General features: G+C 52.3%; 22 protein-coding genes and 1 pseudogene (1 of these 23 only partly in view). 19 read left to right on the forward strand and 4 right to left on the reverse strand.

The features are described 5' to 3' along the window. Positions 1–30 precede the first annotated feature (30 nt). The 7 genes from CEE36_04385 (at position 31) to CEE36_04415 (ending at position 5,528) form a co-directional block, all read left to right on the forward strand. Positions 31–1,167 (forward strand): cell surface protein, encoded by a 1,137-nt coding sequence (locus CEE36_04385; protein TKJ43277.1) that lies wholly within the window; start codon positions 31–33, stop codon positions 1,165–1,167. Continuing rightward, positions 1,164–1,634, forward strand: a complete 471-nt coding sequence (locus CEE36_04390; GenBank protein TKJ43278.1) for a hypothetical protein — start codon at positions 1,164–1,166, stop codon at positions 1,632–1,634. Before CEE36_04385 ends, CEE36_04390 begins: the two co-directional genes overlap by 4 nt. Positions 1,635–1,674: 40 nt before the next feature. Continuing rightward, positions 1,675–2,385 (forward strand): pyrrolo-quinoline quinone, encoded by a 711-nt coding sequence (locus CEE36_04395; GenBank protein TKJ43279.1) that lies wholly within the window; start codon positions 1,675–1,677, stop codon positions 2,383–2,385. A 233-nt stretch (positions 2,386–2,618) separates the two neighbouring features. Further along, positions 2,619–3,050 carry a heterodisulfide reductase subunit MvhD gene (locus tag CEE36_04400; GenBank protein ID TKJ43280.1) on the forward strand — a complete coding sequence of 144 codons (432 nt, stop codon included), beginning with the start codon at positions 2,619–2,621 and terminating at the stop codon, positions 3,048–3,050. Between the two features lie 42 nt (positions 3,051–3,092). Next, positions 3,093–3,584 carry a hypothetical protein gene (locus CEE36_04405; protein TKJ43281.1) on the forward strand — a complete coding sequence of 164 codons (492 nt, stop codon included), beginning with the start codon at positions 3,093–3,095 and terminating at the stop codon, positions 3,582–3,584. Beyond that, positions 3,568–4,521, forward strand: a complete 954-nt coding sequence (locus CEE36_04410; GenBank protein TKJ43282.1) for a 4Fe-4S ferredoxin — start codon at positions 3,568–3,570, stop codon at positions 4,519–4,521. Before CEE36_04405 ends, CEE36_04410 begins: the two co-directional genes overlap by 17 nt. Further along, positions 4,518–5,528, forward strand: coding sequence for a hypothetical protein (locus CEE36_04415; protein ID TKJ43283.1), 1,011 nt, complete (start codon positions 4,518–4,520; stop codon positions 5,526–5,528). Before CEE36_04410 ends, CEE36_04415 begins: the two co-directional genes overlap by 4 nt. A 190-nt stretch (positions 5,529–5,718) precedes the next feature. Here CEE36_04415 and CEE36_04420 read toward each other — a convergent pair whose 3' ends face one another. After that, positions 5,719–6,507: a hypothetical protein gene (locus tag CEE36_04420; protein ID TKJ43284.1), complete on the reverse strand. Its 789-nt coding sequence runs from the start codon at positions 6,505–6,507 to the stop codon at positions 5,719–5,721. A gap of 163 nt (positions 6,508–6,670) precedes the next feature. Between CEE36_04420 and lysS the strand changes: the two genes are divergently transcribed. The 11 genes from lysS (at position 6,671) to CEE36_04475 (ending at position 15,263) form a co-directional block, all read left to right on the forward strand. Then, complete coding sequence (gene lysS / locus CEE36_04425; GenBank protein ID TKJ43285.1) at positions 6,671–8,128, forward strand: lysine--tRNA ligase; 1,458 nt, start codon at positions 6,671–6,673, stop codon at positions 8,126–8,128. Then, positions 8,125–9,354, forward strand: a complete 1,230-nt coding sequence (locus CEE36_04430; protein TKJ43286.1) for a lipoprotein-releasing system transmembrane subunit LolC — start codon at positions 8,125–8,127, stop codon at positions 9,352–9,354. Before lysS ends, CEE36_04430 begins: the two co-directional genes overlap by 4 nt. Further along, positions 9,347–10,027, forward strand: a complete 681-nt coding sequence (locus tag CEE36_04435) for a lipoprotein-releasing system ATP-binding protein LolD (GenBank protein ID TKJ43287.1) — start codon at positions 9,347–9,349, stop codon at positions 10,025–10,027. The genes CEE36_04430 and CEE36_04435 overlap by 8 nt, the downstream gene beginning before the upstream one ends. Next, a complete protein-coding gene (locus CEE36_04440; protein ID TKJ43288.1) occupies positions 10,027–10,527 on the forward strand; it encodes a hypothetical protein in 501 nt (166 codons plus the stop codon). Before CEE36_04435 ends, CEE36_04440 begins: the two co-directional genes overlap by 1 nt. Then, a complete protein-coding gene (locus CEE36_04445) occupies positions 10,487–11,554 on the forward strand; it encodes a protein arginine kinase (protein ID TKJ43289.1) in 1,068 nt (355 codons plus the stop codon). Before CEE36_04440 ends, CEE36_04445 begins: the two co-directional genes overlap by 41 nt. Next, positions 11,541–12,488, forward strand: a complete 948-nt coding sequence (thiL, locus tag CEE36_04450; protein ID TKJ43290.1) for a thiamine-phosphate kinase — start codon at positions 11,541–11,543, stop codon at positions 12,486–12,488. Before CEE36_04445 ends, thiL begins: the two co-directional genes overlap by 14 nt. Before the next feature lie 158 nt (positions 12,489–12,646). Beyond that, complete coding sequence (locus CEE36_04455) at positions 12,647–13,060, forward strand: hypothetical protein (protein ID TKJ43291.1); 414 nt, start codon at positions 12,647–12,649, stop codon at positions 13,058–13,060. A gap of 91 nt (positions 13,061–13,151) precedes the next feature. Next, positions 13,152–13,565: a hypothetical protein gene (locus CEE36_04460; protein ID TKJ43292.1), complete on the forward strand. Its 414-nt coding sequence runs from the start codon at positions 13,152–13,154 to the stop codon at positions 13,563–13,565. 92 nt (positions 13,566–13,657) lie between these two features. Then, positions 13,658–14,071 (forward strand): hypothetical protein, encoded by a 414-nt coding sequence (locus tag CEE36_04465; protein TKJ43293.1) that lies wholly within the window; start codon positions 13,658–13,660, stop codon positions 14,069–14,071. Positions 14,072–14,437: 366 nt separating this feature from the next. After that, positions 14,438–14,839: a hypothetical protein gene (locus CEE36_04470; GenBank protein TKJ43294.1), complete on the forward strand. Its 402-nt coding sequence runs from the start codon at positions 14,438–14,440 to the stop codon at positions 14,837–14,839. A gap of 25 nt (positions 14,840–14,864) precedes the next feature. Continuing rightward, positions 14,865–15,263 (forward strand): hypothetical protein, encoded by a 399-nt coding sequence (locus CEE36_04475; protein ID TKJ43295.1) that lies wholly within the window; start codon positions 14,865–14,867, stop codon positions 15,261–15,263. Positions 15,264–15,398: 135 nt separating this feature from the next. On the opposite strand, the gene trpS is transcribed toward CEE36_04475, so the two are convergent. Genes trpS through CEE36_04490 form a run of 3 tightly spaced genes read right to left on the reverse strand, consistent with a single transcriptional unit; the run spans position 15,399 to position 18,752 of the window. Next, complete coding sequence (gene trpS, locus CEE36_04480; GenBank protein TKJ43365.1) at positions 15,399–16,391, reverse strand: tryptophan--tRNA ligase; 993 nt, start codon at positions 16,389–16,391, stop codon at positions 15,399–15,401. A 14-nt stretch (positions 16,392–16,405) separates the two neighbouring features. Continuing rightward, the gene (locus tag CEE36_04485; GenBank protein TKJ43296.1) at positions 16,406–17,515 is read right to left on the reverse strand and encodes an aminotransferase; all 1,110 of its coding nucleotides are present in this window, start codon (positions 17,513–17,515) and stop codon (positions 16,406–16,408) included. After that, on the reverse strand, positions 17,490–18,752 hold the full coding sequence (locus CEE36_04490; protein TKJ43297.1) for a phosphomethylpyrimidine synthase: 1,263 nt from the start codon (positions 18,750–18,752) through the stop codon (positions 17,490–17,492). Before CEE36_04490 ends, CEE36_04485 begins: the two co-directional genes overlap by 26 nt. Before the next feature lie 91 nt (positions 18,753–18,843). On the opposite strand from CEE36_04490, the pseudogene CEE36_04495 reads away from it, so the two are divergent. Next, positions 18,844–19,782: pseudogene (locus tag CEE36_04495) on the forward strand (hypothetical protein) (it continues 120 nt past the right edge of the window).

Consider the following 19,782-nt stretch of genomic DNA (forward strand, 5'->3'; position numbering starts at 1 on the left):
AGAGCTACACTTCGGAAAGGAGAGTCGATAATGGATAAAGAATCTCATATCTTAGTGTTTTGTGCAATGCTTTTGCTTATCTCAGGGTGCAAAACCGAGGAGCCTGATACGCTCAAGTGGAAGTACAAGACTGACGGTTCGATATTGTCATCCCCGGCAATCGGACATAACGGCACAGTGTACATCACTTCGGGTGATAGTTGTTTGTATGCTTTTAGTTCGAAAGGGAAACTCAAGTGGAGGTTTAAGACTGAGGGGAAAATATTCGCTACACCTTCCATAGGAGCTGATGGTACGATATACATCTCATCATGGGATGCTTATACTTATGCTATTACTCCTGATGGCGAACTGAAATGGGAATATGAGACCCAGTCCGTATCATCGCCTGCGATTGCTAATGATAGAACACTATTAGTTGCGAATATCCATGCTCATCTTTTTGCTATCACGCCAGAAGGAAAGCTGAAGTGGAAATCTTCCCTGGATACTAGTTTGAATATTTTCCCTCCTGTTATAGCGGCAGGTGGTGCGGTGTATTCGGGGGGATCTAATAAAGTATACGCCCATGATTCTCTGGGTAATCTTAAGTGGAGTTTTGAGGTTCCTGATACGTGCCCTACTACCACTGCTCCCTTGGCGATAGAAAGTGATGGCAATATTTGCTTTTGTACGAATGGGGGTGGTTTTTACGTTCTTACGCCTCAAGGAAAGCTTAAAGCCCGGCTTGGTCCTCAACATGTTCTTACGAACGAGTTGGCGTCTCCTGTGATAGGTTCGGATGGAACAATATATGTGAATTCTGATGGCTGCCTCTGGGCGATTAATCCAACGGGAGATTTGAAATGGCGATATAGAATCGATAGCACTTTAAGAGTTTTTTCTCCTGCATCTCCTGCAGTAGGTTCAGATGGTACAATTTATATCGGAACTAAGGATCGAGGGTTAATTGCATTAAATGCCGATGGTTCTCTGAGATGGGAAGCAGATATTGACAGTGAAATTTTCAGTTCGCCTGCTATTAGTGATGATGGTTTTATTTATGTAGGTTCTAAAGATGGCTACCTTTATGCCATCCACTCCGACTCCAAAGGACTGGCAGATTCGCCGTGGCCCAAGTATCAACACGATAATCAGAACACGGGTCGGGCAGGCGGAGGAATATGATTATGCGTGGACGACACCATCAGTTGCTGAAAGGTAAGTTGAGGATTCCTGGCATCTTGCTTCTCAGTGCAGTATTATTGGTCTCCACTCAATGCAAATCGGATAGACCTAGTACGCTCAAGTGGAAGTACAAGACTGGCGGTCCGATAAGGTATTCCCCGGCAATCGGACATGACGGTACGGTATACGTCACCTCAATGGACAGTTGTCTGTATGCTTTTAGTCCTGAAGGGAACCTCAAGTGGAGTTTTAAGACTGACGGGCAAATAGCCGCTTCACCTTCCATAGGGGCTGATGGTACAGTATACATCAACCCATGGGATCCTTATACATATGCGATTACACCTGAAGGCAAGCTGAAATGGAAATATGAGACCAACTACTCCAGTTCATCTCCTGTAATAGGTCAGGACGGTACGGTTTTCGTTTCTAGTAATAGGTGCTCATCTCTATGCAATCACACCTAGAGGGGAGCTGAAGTGGGAATCATCACAACTTAAAGGCTTGATGACAATGTTTCCTCCAGCGATAGGGTTAGATGGCACGTTATATGTCAGTGTGGGTAATATAATTTATGCGGTCGATACACTGGGTAATCTTAAGTGGAGCTTTGAAGTTCCCGGTACGTGGCTCACTTCCACCATTTCTTCTATGGCGACAGATGGTGAAGGCAATATATGTTTTTGTACAGACGGGGGTAGTTTTTGTGTCATTACTCCCCTAGGGGAGCTTAAAATAAGGCTTGACATTTTACAATATGTTGTTTGGACATCGGAGTGGACTTCGCCAGCAATAGATACTGACGGTACAATATATTTAGGAGGGAACCATTTCAGCGTTCTGAACTCGGACTACACAGAAAAATGGAGACTTAACGAAGAAATTGGTTACGGTAGTGTCAAATCCACCCCAATCATAGGCTCTGATGGAACCATATACTTCGGTGTGAACGACTGGGTGGGTAGGAAATTAAGTAACATGCAGCTGGTAGGTTACCTTTACGCTTTTACGCCTGAAGGCAAACGCAAGTGGAGATATAGGGTCGGCGGCGAGATAAAATCTTCGCCAGCGATAGGATCAGATGGAACCGTATACGTTGGGTCACTGGATAGCTGTTTTTACGCGGTTCACAGCGATTCCAAAGGTCTAGCCTCCTCGCCCTGGCCCAAGTTCCAGCATGACAACCAGAACACAGGAAGGGCTGGCGGAGGAAACTAAATGGAAAGAAGACGATATCGTGAGATGTTGCGGGATATAGGGAATTAAGATGAGTGTAGGTTCCAAGTTTTCGATTTCACCCTCCCCCTTACCAGCCTTGGGCTGTCCCATCAAGGGAGGGGACAAGAAAGGGTATGCCTTGCTTCTTGCGAAAAGTAATTACTTCCACAATACCTCCCCCTTGATGGGGGAGGATAAAGGAGGGGGTGAGAACCAGACGAAAGCGAGTTTCAATGGATAAAGCCCCAAGAATCTTAGCGTTCTTGTGTAACTGGTGCTCCTATGCCGGAGCTGACCTGGCAGGGACGTCGCGTATTCAGTATCCCACCACACTGCGCGTGTTACGCGTTCCGTGTTCGGCCAGGGTGAATCCCCAGTTTATCCTTAAAGCGCTTCAGGAAGGCGCTGACGGGGTGCTGGTCTCAGGATGCCATCCAGGCGACTGCCACTATCTTGAGGGTAACTACTACGCCCGCCGCAAGTTCGCAACGATGCTCGACTTACTCGAATACGTGGGTCTGGAGAAAGGCCGGGTTCGCTTCTCCTGGGTCTCTGCCGCCGAGGGCGGAAAGTTCGCAGAGGTGGTCAAAGAGGTGACCAACGGAGTCAAGGCAGTTAAGGATACAACCCAGTTCCTCAAGAAGAGGGAGTGGCCGAATGAGTAATCTCACTGATAAGATACGCGAGGAAGTTGGTAGGGGCACGGCATGCCGTGCCCCTACTTTGGGACTGGCCGAATGAATACGGGGCTTTCAAATATAACTAAAGGCAAGATAGGCGAATTAGAAGTAATTAAGACCTTGCTTTCGTGGGGACTTGAGGTTTACATTGCAGCGGTAGATGAAAAACATACCGATATTCTTATTCGACGCGAAACCATGAGGAGACCCTACCTGCGTATTCAAGTCAAAACAAGATTTTCTGATGGTGAATTTCAGTTAGATAAGTACCCTAATAAAGAGGACTTTTGGTTTGTCTTTGTTCTTGTGGATAATGACGAGGTAATCAACCATTGGATCATTCCCGCAACGAAGCTAAACAGTAAAGAGTGTAAAGAATATCTAAAGAGTAACGGCAAGGCAATAAGATTAGCAGGGAAGGAAAAGAAAAACTGGTATTTTAATCTGCAGGGAACGAAATACTTCGGATTGGAGTCTTTGAAAGAGTGGAGTCAAGGAAAGAATGTCAAATTTGACTGAAGCAATCCGGGAACAAGCCCGTAAGATACTTGCTGACAAGAAGATAGATCTGGTCATCGGCTACGCAGAGGGCGATAACCCCATGCGCACCCAGCTGGTGTTCATCGACAAGGTCGAGGATATCGATAAACTCGTCTGGCCGTCGTTCGGTCTCATAAATCTCGCCAACTATCTCCTCAGATATAAAAATACCCCGCACAAGATAGGCATAGTGGCCAAGGGGTGCGACTCCCGTTCCATCGTGGCCTTACTCAAGGAAAATCAAATAGATAGGGACCGGCTCTACATCATCGGGGTTAACTGCCCGGGGATGCTGTCGCGGCAGGTGGCAAGGGAAAAGGTGGGGGAGATCATTACCGCTGAAGATAAAGGGGACGGCAACTGGAAATTAACCACAGTCGAGGGAACCAAAGAAATCTCCTGTTTTGACCTAATGCCCTCTAACTGCGTGGCTTGCAGGCATCACGCCCCGGTTATCTCCGACGTAATCGTGGGTGATCCTGTCACCGAACCCGAAGGCGACGGCTATGACGACATCCGCGAGTTCGAGCAAAAGTCTCCAGCGGAACGCCATGAATGCCTCAAGCAGGAAATGGCCAACTGCATCCGGTGCTACGCGTGCCGACAGGCGTGTCCCACCTGTAACTGTGACGAGTGCTTTGTAGACGTCACCCAGCCCAAGTGGGTGGACAAGGGGGTGGAGCCTACAGATGTCGCAATATGGCAGCTTATACGAACCTATCACCAGGCCGGGCGGTGCGTGGACTGCGGTGCGTGCGAGGAGGCGTGTCCGGCGGGTGTGAAATTGTTATGGCTGACCCGGAAGATGAACCTGGTGGTGCGCGAGCGGTTCGGATTCGAAGCAGGCGTTGACCCCGAGGCACTGCCGCCACTGGCTACATACAAGAAGGAAGACCCCCAGGAGTTCATCTTATGATTAAGATCAATGACCTTAGGACCTTATTTGAACATCTCAAGCGCGAGAGTCAAATTGTTGGACTAAAGAAAGATGGTAGTCGTTATTTCTATCAGGTCATTGATCTTTACGACGATTGGGAATCGTCGGTCTTGCTAGGCAACTTCTCGCCCAAAGAGGTCTTCTTTCCGCAAGACGAGGTGCTGTTTTACTTCAAGGCCCAGAAGACGATTCTTCCCAAGGATGAGGTCAAACCCAACGTTCTGTGGGGTGTGCGTCCCTGCGACATTGCCGGAATCGGTGAACTGGAGCGGATGTTCAACCAGGAGGGGGAGGAGGGCTATAAGGATCCTTACTTCATCCAGCGGTTTGACAAGACCCTCATCGTGGGCCTGGCCTGCACCGAGCCCTGGCCTTCATGCTTCTGCACCTCGGTGGAGGGTTCTCCTTACAAGTCCGAGGGCGCGGACATCTTCATCTATCCTACGGAGGATGGGTATCTTATAGAGACGCCATCGAAGAAGGGGGAGGCAGCTATCGAAGGTCTGGACGTTGAGGAAGTCGGGGATGTCTCCCAGTTGGAGGTCGACCGCCGTCGAGCGGAGTCAAAAATCAAGAAGTATGAGTTTGGGAGTGTTACGGGGGGCATTGCCGACAAGCTCAAACAGATGATCGACAGTTCCTTCTGGGACTCGATCCACTCGGCGTGCATCGGGTGCGGGACGTGCGCGTTCGTGTGCCCTTCCTGCCACTGCTTTGACGTAAGCGATGCGTCCAGGGGTGCGCGGGGGCTTCGTTCCCGTCAGTGGGACTCGTGTCTCTACGAGGGCTACACCCTGGAGACCTCGGGTCACAACCCCAGGCCGTCGGGCTCGCAGCGCTGGCGCCAGCGCCTCAATCACAAGTTCAACTACTTCGTTGAAGTCTTTGGTATGTATCAGTGCCTCGGCTGCGGTCGCTGCGGAAGAGCGTGCCCGGTGAATATAAATATCGCTGAGATTGCCGCAAAAGCAATTTCCTGGGAATAGCCTTAGTAAGGACCGATCCACCACAATATGTCATTGCGAGCAAGTCGAAGACTTGCGTGGCAATCTCATAGCAGAAAGATCGTAGGGGCGTACCTTCAGGTGCGCCCGTGCCGGTATTTAAGTAATCGGGCCGACCTGAAGGTCGGCCCCTACATTTGATCCCCCTATAGTTCCCCCTTAATAAGGGGGACTATTCCAAGTTATACCTGTCAAAGCCTGAGCCCGTGCGGATGCTCAGGGCGGCTATGTCGTCCTTGTAGGCTTCGTAAAGGTTCGCCAGTTCCGTAGTGTCCCCATCGTAGGTGAAAAGCACGGCGGCGTCAAGATACCCAGGGTCGCCGGTTATTCGCGCGCCTGTTACCTTCCCTTGTGAATCCACAGAGAAGATAGAGTAGAAGCCCGGTTCAAGAGCGGTCCCGGCTGCGCCCAGGGCTGTGAGGGCTTCCTTGAGCGAATCGCTGTACGGTGCCTGGGAAGAATCGTACGCCATCTCCAGCAGCAGCATGTTCTCGAAAAGCCGGTGCAGTGTGTCTGTCCCGTAATACAGAGCCACCTCCTCGCCTTCCCCTTCCACCAGGTAGATGCTGTCTTTTACTGCAAGCACGAAGGCGTCTTGTTCTTCATCCTTGCCTTCGAAAAGAAGGGTGTAGTTTCCGTTCTCCAGGGCTCCTATATCTTCGGGAAGGATGTTGGAGTGCGAACCCGAGACCTCGTCTCCCTCGTTGTTTCCCTTCAGGAGAATCCAGATCGTATCGCCGCGAAGCTCCCATTGATGATCCACGCCGTCTGTATCAGGGGTTTCATCGAAGAACTCCAAGGAGATAATAAGCGAGACAGGAGACCCCGGGGTTTCGTACAAACGATAGGTGAAGGGGTATTCGATTATGTTGACGCCCTCGAATAGATCGCAACCTGAGATTGCAAGCAAAAGGATCACAAGGCTCACCATCAACCCTCTCTTTACTACTAAGCGTTTCATGTCTACCTCCAATTCTCTTACCTAAAGATAACCAGATGAGGTGTTTTGTCAAGATGTTTTTTTGGCTTCGCAAAAAGACCGCAGGCCCTCACCCCATCCCTCTCCCAGAGGGAGGGGGAGTTGTTTATCTTGACTTGAAGCCTGCCTTGACTATCATCCGAGTATGTCTTCACTTCCTGATAGGGAAAATCGTATCCGGAAATTGAAGGAGCTGCGTTCCAAAGCCATAGAGCCTTATCCCTACAAGTTCGATCGCACGCATACCGTAGCCGAGGCTTTGGGCGAGTTTGATAAGCTTGCGGAAGCAGAAGAGCAGGTCAAGGTCGCAGGAAGGCTTTTCACCCGCCGGGACTTCGGCAAGACCTGCTTCTTTGACCTGCACGACTCCTCGGGCAAGATTCAGCTCTACATCCGCAAGGACGAAGCCCTCCTCGCCGCCCTCCTCCCAGCCCTCCTCCCGTTGATTGACCTTGGTGACTTTGTGGGGGTCAGTGGGGTCCTCTTCCGCACCAAGACCGGCGAGCCGACCGTAAACGTCAAGGAGTTCACCATACTCTCAAAGTCGCTTGCCGCTTTGCCTGAGAAGTTCCATGGGCTTCAGGATACCGAGCAGCGACTACGTAAGCGTCATCTTGACCTGCTTGTAAATCAGGAGACGCGCGAGGTCTTCAGGCTCCGCACCAGGCTGATTGCACTTACCCGCCGATTCTTTGATGAGCGCGGGTTCCTTGAGGTGGAGACCCCGATGCTTCAACCTTTATACGGCGGGGCTGCGGCCGAGCCGTTCTGCACCCACTACCGCGTGCTTGACCGCGACTACTACCTGCGGATCGCAACCGAGCTTTATCTCAAGCGGCTCATCGTGGGCGGGTTCGAGAAGGTGTATGAGGTCGGCAAGGACTTCCGCAACGAGGGGCTGGACCGGGTGCACAACCCTGAGTTCACCATGCTTGAGGCTTACCAGGCTTACGTGGATTACAACGAGATGATGAAGCTTACCGAGGAGCTGTTCAGACTCCTCGCCGAAGAGTTGACCGGTTCAACGACCGTTACCTGGATGGGTAAGAGATTTGATTTTGGCAAGGAATGGGAAAGGGTGGAGTTCGTGCCAGCGTTGCAGGAGAATATCGGCACCGATCCCCTGACTTTATCCCAGAAGGAGCTGCGCAAGATATGTAAGAAGAAGGGGGTTGAGGTTACGGATCAGACCCCTTACGGCAAGATGTTAGACAAGCTTTTTACCGAGTTGATTCAGGATCACATCCACGGCCCGGCGTTCGTTGCCGATCATCCCAGGCTTATCTCGCCTCTTGCCAAGGTGCATCGTAACGATCCTCGATTGGTCGAGCGCTTCGAGCCGGTCATCAATGGAGTGGAGTTCGGCAACGCGTTTTCAGAGCTTAATGATCCTTTAGAGCAGCGCAAGCGGTTCGAAGAGCAGGTGGCTCGGCATGAGGAGTTTTCGGTGATAGACGAGGATTTTATCCAGACCCTTGAGCAGGGCATGCCGCCTACCGGCGGACTGGGACTGGGTATAGACCGCATGGTAATGCTATTTACGGATTCTTCAACCATCCGCGACGTAATCATCTTTCCGCAGCTTAGAGAAGAGGGAAAGTGAACGTTAATCTCTTTGTTGCTCGTCGTTATCTGCGCCAGCGGCGCAGGGGCGAGGGTTTCTACAACCTGATCTCCACCATCGCCATAGCCGGTGTGTTCGTCGGCGTTGCCGCCCTGATAATCGCGTTGTCTGTTTTGAACGGTTTCAACGGCGAGCTCAAGGACCGTATCGTTGGGGTAGCTCCTCACATAACTATTCAAAAGTTTTACTCAAATCCCATTACACCTGAGGAGTACGAGCGGGTTGCAGCCAAGCTTTCTGAAATGCGTGAGGTTGTTGGATTTGGCCCGGCGCTTATGCGCAAGACCCTGATTCAGTCAAAATACGGCGCTGAGGGTGTGCTTGTGCGCGGGGTTGATCCTGAGCTCCTGGCGCGAACCTCAAGCATCACCGATCCGCGCTATCCATTGGAAGGGGAATGGTCGTTCGAGGGTCGCGGGGTGGTTATAGGTCGTCAGCTTGCAGATAACCTCCGCGTGAAGGTGGGTGATACTGTCCTGATCGCCTCACCCGAGGATGTTATCATGACGCCGGTAGGGCCTATCCCTATAGTTAAACACCACGTGGTTCGCGGTATCTTTGATGCGGGTTTCTATGACTACAACATGGTGATGGTTTTTATTGACATCCGCAACGCCCAGCAGCTGTTCGGCTACGGCGATCGCATCACCAACGTAGAGGTGAAGCTTACAGATCCCCTGCGCTCTACCAAGGTGTCTCAGAAGATACGTGACGAACTGGGCTATCCGTTCGTACCCATCGACTGGCTTATGGAGAACAAGAACCTCTTTTCCGCCTTGAAGATGCAGAAGGTGGTCGTTTTTATAGTGCTTGCGTTGATTATCCTGGTTGCGGCGTTCAACATAATCGGCACTTTGATCATGACCGTGATGCGCAAGACCCGTGAGATAGGGATCTTGAGGGCGATTGGCATGAAGTCAAAAGACGTTATGCGCGTCTTTACCTTCTTTGGTCTCCTGATAGGGGTGGTTGGCACCGTCTCAGGCACGGTTTTCGGGGTTGGGGTCTCCTGGATCATTGACCGATTCAAGATCATTCGCTTGCCTGCAGAGGTCTGGTTTATTGATACGGTGCCTGTTAAGGTTCAACCGTTGGATGTAATCCTGATAGCCGTGGCAGCCGTCATTATAACCTTCCTTGCCACGCTCTATCCTGCCCGCAGAGCGTCAAGGCTCGATCCTGTGGAGGCGATTCGTTATGAGTAGGGAGAAAGGGATCCTTCTTAGGGCTGAGAGGCTTAAGAGGGTTTACGTTAATGGCGACGATAGGGTAGAAGCCCTTCGATCTGCGTCTTTGAACCTGCATAAGGGCGAGGCTGTCTCGATATTCGGCCCCTCAGGTTCAGGCAAGAGCACGTTCCTTCATCTTCTGGGTGCTTTTGACAGGCCTACCTCAGGCAAGGTTTTCTTCGACGGTAAAGACGTGTTCGAGATGGACGATTCCGAGCTTGCCGAGTTCCGCAACCGTGAGATCGGATTCGTTTTTCAGTTCCATCATCTGTTGCCCGAATTCTCTGCCCTTGAGAACGTTGCCTTACCCCTGCTTATAGCAAAAATTCCCAGAACTGAGGCATTTGAGCGCGCCAATGCGGTCCTTGTTGAGGTAGGTCTGGCTGATCGCACCGATTTCCTGCCTGTCAAGCTCTCAGGGGGCGAGAAGCAGCGCGTTGCCGTTGCAAGGGCGTTGGTGCATAATCCACGTCTTGTGCTGGCAGATGAACCAACCGGTAATCTGGATCTGGAGACCGAACGAGAGGTCATGGAGATGTTTACTCGCCTCAACGATAAGCTCAATGTGACGTTTGTCATCGTCTCGCATAATCCTATAATAAAGAAGTTCACCGACAAAAGATATAACCTTATAGATGGGAAGATGTAATGCTCTGTGAAGAATGTCAAGAGAACGAAGCCGAGGTTTTGATTACCGAGGTTGACGCAAGCGGCAATCTTGCCGAAAGGCATCTGTGCAAGGCTTGTGCGTTAAAGAAGGGGTATCTTTTAGAGAAGCATAAGCCGCTTTCACAGATGTTCATCGAGCTTCTCAAGGAACTTGGGGAGGGCGAGGATGAGGAGCTGCGGTGTTCTGCGTGTGGGATGAGCTGGGCAGAGTTCCGCCGCCTTGGTAGATTCGGGTGTGAGAGATGTTACCAGGAGTTTGGGAATCATGTGGAGAGGCTCGTTTCCCGCATCCAGGGAACCACCCAGCATACCGGTCGCGAGGCTGCAGGGGATCAGAAAACTTCTCCTGTTTTTGTCGAGATAGAAAAGAAACGCCTGAGACAGCAGCTTATCAAGGCGATCCAGCAGGAGGAATACGAAAAAGCCGCAAGGATACGAGATGACCTCAAGAAATATGAAGAGCGGACTGAAGGCCAGTAAGGTTGGAGCCTGGCTTTCAGGCAAAGGGCCCCAAGCTGACATCGTTATCAGCTCCCGGATACGCCTTGCACGCAACGTGGCCGGGGTATCCTTCCTTCCAAAAGCGTCTCCCCAGGAACAGAAGGAACTGGTTTCCAGCATAAATCGAGCGTTGGCTGAGGCGCTTATCTCTAACGGACGCGGGGTTGTCCATGTGGAGGACCTGTCGCCACTTGAAGCTCAGTTCCTTCTGGAGCGTCATCTGATCTCAGCGGATTTCCTGAAAAGCAAGGGGCCGAGAGGATTCTTTGCCACAGAAGACGAGACATTCAGTTTGATGATAAACGAGGAGGATCATCTCAGGCTTCAGGTTCTTGCATCAGGGCTTTCCCTTAAAGAGGCCTTCAAGCGCACGAGCGAGATCGAAGAACGTTTGAACTCGGCGCTGCCGTTTGCCTATAGCGAGCGCTACGGCTTTCTTACCGCTTGTCCTACCAATGTAGGCACCGGGATGCGCGCCTCGATACTCATCCACCTCCCAGGGGTGATTCTAACCAGGGAGATCGACCGTGTACTGCGCGGAGTTCTGCAGTTGGGACTTTCAGTACGAGGCACGTACGGCGAGGGCACCGAGACCAAGGGACATATCTTCCAGATCTCCAACCAGCGCACCCTGGGGCAGAGCGAGGAGGAGATCGTTGAGACCTTAATCAGGATGGCAGAGCAGCTTATCCGCTACGAGCGCGACGCACGAGAGTACCTTTCGACCAAGATGGACACCTACATCGAGGATAAGGTCATGCGCTCCTTTGGAATCCTCCGCTATGCCCGTACCCTTACCAGCGAGGAGGCACTTAACCTACTCTCTGCTCTGCGGTTGGGGCTTGGTTCCTTGAAAGGACTCGATGCAGCGAAGATCAATAAGCTTATGATACTTACCCGACCTGCGAACCTGCAGTTCTTCTTCGACGAGGAACTTTCGCCAGAGCAGCGCGACCGCAAACGTGCCGAGCTTATCCGAGAGGCCCTTAAGGATGTTGAACCTTGAGGACCTTGGCGAGGAAGGGTTCCTTGAGCGGCTTGCGACCTGGGTAAAAACCAGGAATCCTGCGGTTCGTATAAGCATTGGCGACGATGCCCTGGTGCTTAGAGACGGGACGGTTGTTACCTCGGATTCATACGAGGAGGGCGTTCACTTCTCACGGCTCTACTTCTCGCCAGAGGATATAGGCTTCAAGGCAGCCGCAGCGACGCTCTCGGACCTAGCCGCTATGGGTGCAGAACCTATCTGTTTCTTGCTGAATCTTTTTGCGCCCCCTCGCTGCGAGATAGATTTCCTTAAGCGTCTCTATAGCGGTATGGAAGAGGTTTGTGGTCGGTTGGGAGTAGAGATTGCAGGAGGGGATAGCGTTGCGTCAGATAAGCTGATCTTAAGCTGCACCGCACTGGGCAAGACCACCGATCCTCTGCTTCGCTCAGGGGCTTTAGCAGGCGACCTGCTTTATCTCTCCGGATTCCCAGGCCTGTCTCGAGTTGGGCAGCAGGCACTGCGTAGGGGAGTAGAAGGGTTTGAGGACGCAAAGCGCCGCCATCTTAGGCCCCAGCCGCGTATTGCTCTGGGGATAGCGCTTAGGGGAAAGGTCTCGGCGTGCATGGACGTATCTGACGGAATCTCGACCGATGCAGGCAGATTGGCCAAGGCAAGCAAGGTCAAGCTCGTTGTGGAGTATGAACGCCTGCCGCGCCATCCAGAACTTCTGGCTTTTGCCGAGCAGTACGGCGGTCACTGGGATTCGCTGGCACTCAACGGGGGAGAGGACTACGAATTGCTCTTTACTGCGTCCCACGACCTCCCCGATTGCATTGCAGACCTGCCCATCCACCGGATCGGACGCATAGAGGAGGGGAAGGGTGCTTTCCTTGAGATCGGTGGCGAACTGAGGCCTTTGCTTCCCAAGGGTTGGGACCACTTTAGCAAATAAGCCACGCAACTATCCCACTTTTCAGTCGCGATACCTCCAGTAATAATTTAATATAAAATATAGTAGTATCTTTATGAAGGACTTGACAAACATTCAAAATAGCGTATATTTTTGTGATATGCAACCGGTCGAGAAAACAACAAAGAAAGGAGAAGGTCATGAAAAAGATCCTCCTAATCAGCATGCTCCTTATAGTGGGAGCAGCCTTTGCGGCATCAACAATGCCTACCCAGACCAATATAGGCCCAACCAGCGCTCTCCAGGCCCTGACCATCTACTGCTGGGAAGGCACAGCTACAGCTGTCTGGGATCGCTTTGAGATCTTCTACCACAAAGAAACCGGCGAGATGTGGGGAACCTGGTACCGCGGCGAAAATGAAGGCGGCTGGATTGAAGGCTTTGGCGAGCCTGACCCGGCCGGTAAAAGCGCAAACTGGTATATTGGATCAGGCAGTTTCGGCGGAGATGACAGTGGGAAGTGGAAAGGACTCTTCAAACTGAACGATGAATGTCGAGGCGACGTCTGGAATCTCTGGATTATAGGCGAGTTTTACGGATGGTCCTGCGAATAGGCCTTTAGCTTAAAAACCTCGGTTGGTTGCATGTGTCTTTGAGAAAGAACCGGTATACGACCGGTCGAAAAAAACACAAAAGGAGAAAGACATGAAAAGGACCCTTTCAATCGCGTTGCTCCTCATGGTAGGAGCAGCCTTTGCGGCATCAACGATGCCTACCCAGATCAATATAGGCACAACCAGTGATCTCCAGAGCCTGACCATCTACTGCTGGGAAGGCACAGCCTCGGTTCTATGGGATCGCTTCGAGATCTTCTACCACAAGGAAACCGGCGAGATGTGGGGCACCTGGTATCGCAAAGAGGATGAAGGTGGTTGGATTGAAGGCTATGGCGAGCCAGCCCCCACCGGTCCAGCTAAGAACTGGATCATCGGTAAAGGCATCTTCGACGGCGATGACAGCGGCGGCTGGGAAGGAACCTTCATCCTTGACCGCCGATGCTGGGGTAACGTCTGGAACATGATGGTTATCGGCATCTTTGAAGGTCGAGCTTGTCCATAAACCCTTAGCTTAAAAAACCTCGGCCGGTTGCATGTGTCTTTGAGAAAGAGTCGTATGCAGCCGGTCGAGAAAAACAAAGAAAGGAGAAAGACATGAAAAAGATCCTTTCAATCGCTACGCTCCTCATGGTAGGAGCAGCCTTTGCGGCATCAACGATGCCTACCCAGACCAATATAGGTCCAACCAGCGATGTCCAGGCCCTGACCATCTACTGCTGGGAAGGCACGGCTTCAGCTATATGGGATCGCTTCGAGATCTTCTACCACAAAGAAACCGGCGAGATGTGGGGAACCTGGTATCGCGGAGAAGACGAAGGCGGTTGGATTGAAGGCTTTGGCGAGCCGGACCCGACCGCTCCAGCTAAGAACTGGATTGCAGGATCAGGGCGCTTCGACGGCGACGACCGCGGAGAGTGGAAAGGAACCTTCATACTTGACAGCCGATGCTGGGGCAACGTCTGGAACATGATGGTTATCGGCACCTTTAGAGGTCGAGCTTGTCCATAAACCTTTAGCTTAAAAAACCTTCGCCCGGTTGCATGCATTAAATGCTCCTTTTAGCCTGCGGCTAAAAGATCGCAGTAACGTAAGGGCCGATCTTGACGCCTTCGATGCCCGCTTTGCGTCAGGTCGGCCCGCCCTTATGATTCGACCCCCCACCTAGATGCTCAACTCGGAGGGCTCAATCCTTTCGTTTCTATTACCTCTTCCATCATCTCTTGGGCGTTCGCGCGGTGGCCCCGAAAACACACTCTGCGTCGTTGGCTTATTCAAATTTGTAATATTAAGCCACACTACTTGACAATGTGATTTTTTTATGTAAAATTCCACAATATGCAGCCGGTCGAGAAAACAACAAAAAAGGAGAAAGACATGAAAAAGATCATTATGCTCGCCCTGCTGGTGGTAGCAGTGATCGCTTTCGCCGCGTCTTCTAACCCCGCAGAGAAAACCGAACTCCAGAACCCTGTCGATCACATCATGTACATAGGCTGGTCCGGTACAGGAACCGGTGCCTGGCAAAAATTCGAGATTTACTACGATCGTGATACCCGCATCTTTGAAGGCAAGTGGTGGTATGACAACGCCCACTGCGGCTGGATCGAAGGCAAAGCGGTCAAGGATATCGATGATGTTGGAGTAATAGGCGAAGGCCGGTTCGGCGGCGATTACGCCGGAGCCTGGGAAGGCACCTTCTACTTCAGAGGGGAATGCTTCGGAAAGACCTGGGCGAAAACCTATCCGCCCGGCGACGGCAAGTTCTACGGGATGTAGGCGACAAATCAAGAAAGGAGAAGCAATGAAGAAAATCATATCCGTGGCCCTTATTCTTCTGGCGGTAGGACTGATTGCGGCCGCCAGCGATCCCGCGGAGTCCAAGGCGGTACAGGAGCCTGATGATCCCCTCATGTACATATACTGGTCAGGGCACGGCACCGGTGCATGGCGGGAGTTCGAAATCTACTACGATATGGAAACACGACTCTTCGAAGGCAAGTGGCGTAACGGCGAGCGCAGAGGATGGATCAGAGGCGAGGCTGTAGAGGATATAGACAATGTCGGAGTTATAGGAGTAGGAACGTTCGGCGGAGACTGGTCGGGAACCTGGAAAGGAACCTTTTACTTCAGAGGCGAGTGCTTCGGCGAAACCAGGGCAACCACCTTTCCGCCCGGATCAGGAACATTCTGGGGTATCTAAAGATACCTCACGCCGGCACTCGTTCCGGCGCGGGGACCCCTAATTACTCCTTGTGCCCTTTAGGGTAAAAGATCGCAGGGGATAAAAGAGAATAGTTTGACCCCTCATAAGCTGTGAGCTGTCAGCGCGTAGACTTCAGCTCAAATACGTCAGTCCCGTTATCTCCCGAACTTCCTTCATCGTTGCTTGAGCGATCTGGCGGGCCCGATCCGTGCCGTCTCTAATGATCTCCTTAACCCCATCCAGGTTGGCCATAAGCTCCTTCTGGCGCTCCTGGATCGGCTCAAGCACTGCAAGGATGTTCTTTATAAGAATCGCCTTGCAGTCCAGGCAGCCGAAGCCTGCCTTCCTGCACTCTTTGGCGCAGTAGGCCTGCTCCTCCTTGGATGAGAAGAACTCCTGCCAGGTAAAGATGTTGCAGATGTCAGGGTTGCCCGGATCTGTGCGTTTTACCCGTGCCGGGTCGGTAACGCCCTGCTTGTTTATCTTCTCCCGGATCACGTCAGGCTCGTCATCAAGATAGATGCAGTTATCAAGGCTCTTGGACATCCGGTTCTTTCCGTCAAGCCCGATCACCCGCGCCTGGCTACCGATTATCTCCCTCGGCTCTGGGAAGAAGGAACCGAACCGCGCGTTGAACGCTCGCGCGATCTCACGGGTCAATTCGAGATGCGGGCGCTGATCCTCACCCACCGGCACGGCGACCGACTTGTAGATCAGGATGTCTGCGGCCATGAGCACCGGATAGTTAAACAGGCCCATGTTGACGTTGTCCGGTTGCTGGCGCGCCTTCTCCTTGAACGTGGGCACCCGCTGAATCCAGGGGAGAGGAGTCACCGTGGCCAGTATCCAGGCTAATTCCGCATGCTCTTGAACGCCTGATTGAAGCATCAGCGTGGCTTTATTTGGATCAAGCCCACATGCAAGGTAGTTGACTGCCGCGTTGATGATACGCTGTGACATCTCCTTGCTTTTGTATATCTGGGTCATTGCGTGCAGGTCAACGATACCGAAGATGCACTCGTATTCCTTCTGCAGCGGCACGAACTGGCTGATCGCTCCCAGGTAGTTACCTATGTGCAGCCTGCCTGAGGGCTGGATACCTGAAAAGATCCTTTGTCTCGACATCGTCCCGCCGGATGTCATCCAGTCTCCTTGATCCTGGGCAAAGCGTGCTTTTCGAGCACTTCAAGCGTCTTCAGGGTATCTTGCTCGTTTGCGTGGCCCATGTGGCCAATGCGGATGAGGTGCCCTTTAAGCTCTGCCTGACCGTTGGCAAATAGTATCCCTTCCTCCTCTTTAATCTCTCTGATGATCGGCGTGCTTTCCACTCCGTCAGGCATTTTTATTGCCGAGAGTGCGTTGGATGGATTGCGGGGAAGGAATTTAAATCCCATCTGGCCTGCCTTTTCTCGAAAGAAGCTTGCCCAGTGCGCATGATCGGCCCAGACGTTCTCGATGCCGCGCTCCTTGAAGTTCTTGATGCTGACCGCCAGGGACATCATCACCGTGATCGCGGGTGTCCATGGAGTAAAGCCCTTCTGGCGGAACTTCTCGGCGATCTGCATGTTGAAGTAGTATTTCGGGAGTGTGGAGTTTTCTGCCAGCTTCCACGCGCGCTCGTTCAGGGCAACAATAGATAAACCGGGCGGTGCGCCGATTGCCTTCTGCGAGCCGCCGATCGCCACGTCCACGTTCCATGCATCCATTCGAAGTTCGTCCGCGATAAGCCCGGCGATTGAGTCCAGAACGAATATCTTGTCGTGACGCCCTACGATTTCACCCATAGCCTTTACGTCGTTTTTTGCACCTGTGGAAGTCTCCGTAAATGTAGAAAGCACCGCCTTGATCAAGGGGTTGTCGCGAAGGGCGTCATCCACCATCGCAGGATCAACACTCTGGCCGAACTCGAACGGAAGGTAAGTGACCTTGAGGCGGAAGGTATCTGCAAGTTCCTTCCAACGCTGTCCGAACTTCCCGATCGAGGTCACAAGAACCTCGTCACCTTCCGAAAAGAGATTTACGAGTGCGGCCTGCATCCCGCCGGTGCCTGATGAGGTAAAAAAGAATATCCGGGCGTCGGTGAAGAGGATCTTTTTAAGGTCCTCGGTTACCCTCCCGACCACCTCTGCGAAAGAACGATCACGGTGATAGGGGAAACGCTTCCCGTGCTCCTCAAGAACCTCTTCCGAGACCTCCACCGGGCCAGGGGTGAACAAACGATAGTTAACCACCAAGAGCCTCTCTGGAATGCTTTATGGCACAGAACTCTCCGCACATGGTGCACACATCCTCGGCCTGTTTTGGGTAGCGGTCGAAGCGCTTACGCGCCTCGGCAGGATCAAGCGAGGCTTTAATCATCTCATCCCATTTGAATCTCTCGCGCAGCTTTGACATCTCTTCGTCCCACTTGCGTGCCCGCTGCGGGTACTTTGCTATGTCCGCGGCGTGAGCAGCTATCCGGCTCACGATCGTTCCTACTCTGACGTCATCGGCATCAGGCAGACCGAGATGCTCGGATGGGGTAACGTAGCATAGAAAGTCAGCGCCGTGCATTCCCGCAATCGCACCGCCGATCGCCGAAACGATATGATCATAGCCCGGAGCAACGTCGGTTACCAGCGGCCCTAAAACATAGAACGGCGCGCCGTGGCAGATCTCCTTTTGCAATTTGACATTCATCTCGATCTGATCAAGGGGAACGTGGCCAGGTCCTTCAACCATCGCCTGAACCCCTGCCGCGCGAGCCCTGTCCACCTGCTCGCCTATGATCAGAAGCTCCTGGATCTGCGGACGATCGGAGGCATCCGCAAGAGCACCCGGTCTTAAACCGTCGCCCAGACTCAGGCAGGCACCAAACTCACCGGTCAAATCAAGCAGCCGATCAAAGTACTCTGCAAGGGGATTTTCGGCTTTATTGAACATCATCCACTCAACCATCATGGCACCGCCCCGGCTAACGATACCGGCAAGACGCTTGCGGTTGCGAAGCCGCTCTACACCTGCACGGGTAAGACCTGTATGTACGGTTAGAAAATCAACACCATCCTCAAGATGCTTGCGAATCCCTGCGAATATCTCGTCCACCGAGAGCTCAACGAGTGATTTCTTGAGCTTTGGGGAGTCGCACGCCGCCTGATAAATGGGAACTGTACCGACAGGAACGGTTGATTCCGCGACAACCATCCGTCTTACCTTGTCTATATCACCGCCGGTGGAAAGGTCCATCACCGTGTCCGCACCCGCATCTATAGCCGCATGAAGCTTCGCCTTCTCGTTTTCGGCATCCGCAATCGAGGGCGAGGTGCCGATGTTCGCGTTGACCTTGGTACGAAGGCCTTTGCCTATCCCCACAGGTTCTATCTGGCGCGGACGCCTGCGGTTGTAAGGAATAACGATCGTCCCTTCAGTTAGACCGTGGCTTACAACCTCCTCATCCACCCCTTCCGAGACCGCAACCTTCTTGACTAACACTTCGTCTGTGAGCATAATAGGTAATTATAGACCTCAGTGTTATGATGTCAAACGTCTGTAAAGGGACGAGTCTAGGAAAGGAGCAATCGTCGCAAACATCTTAGCCTTGATATTGACCCTGTGGGGAGCTACCATAACGGGCTCTGTGGTTGACAAAGAGACCGGCGAGGCTATTGCAGGCTGCAGCGTCTTCCTTGAAGGCACCAATATCGGCACCTCTGCCGCCTCGAACGGCTACTACAGGCTGGATCGAGTGCCTCGCGGGAATTACAATCTTGTATTTTCCATGATCAGCTACAAGGAGATCAACCGCAGGGTGGCGCTTGAGAACGAGGCCTCGGTTCTCTACGAGAACGCCAGGCTCGAGCGAGCGCCCATACAGATGCCTGCCGTTGAGGTCTCCTCGCGCAGGATCGAGTTCGAGCAGGAGGTAACCGCCTCATCCTTCAGGATAGATAAGGAAGCCCTTAAACACATCCCGGTGATGGTTGAGCGCGATTTGTTTCGAACGCTCATGACATTGCCCGGAGTAACGTTCGTGAGCGACTTCACCTCTGCCCTTTATGTCCGTGGCGGAAGCCCGGATCAGAACCTCGTGCTTCTGGATAACATGGTGCTCTACAACCCGTTCCACTTCGGTGGATTCCTTTCCACCTTTATGATTGATGCCGTAGAAAGTGTTGAGTTTCTTACGGGCGGCTTACCTGTGCGTTATGGCAACAGGCTTTCCGCTGTCCTTGACGTAGAAAGCGCCGACCCTCAGCCTCTGGGGGGCTATCTTTCCACCAGCCTTCTGGCAACCGAGGGGGCTGTGTGGGGGCGTCTGGGCAAATTCGGGGGGATCGTTACCGCACGCCGAACCTATTTTGATAAGGTCATACCCATCTTTCTTGATTTCGATTTCCCATACTACTTCTATGATATACACGGGAAGGGAAGTTGGCGCGTCACCCCTAAGACAAGGATTGAAGGGACTTTTTTTAATACAAAGGATAAGCTCGATCTTGCCGAGGAGAATATCCCTATTAGAGTAGGATGGAGCAAC

It is taken from the genome of candidate division TA06 bacterium B3_TA06 (assembly GCA_005223075.1).
Classification (GTDB): domain Bacteria; phylum Hydrothermota; class Tepidihabitantia; order B3-TA06; family B3-TA06; genus B3-TA06.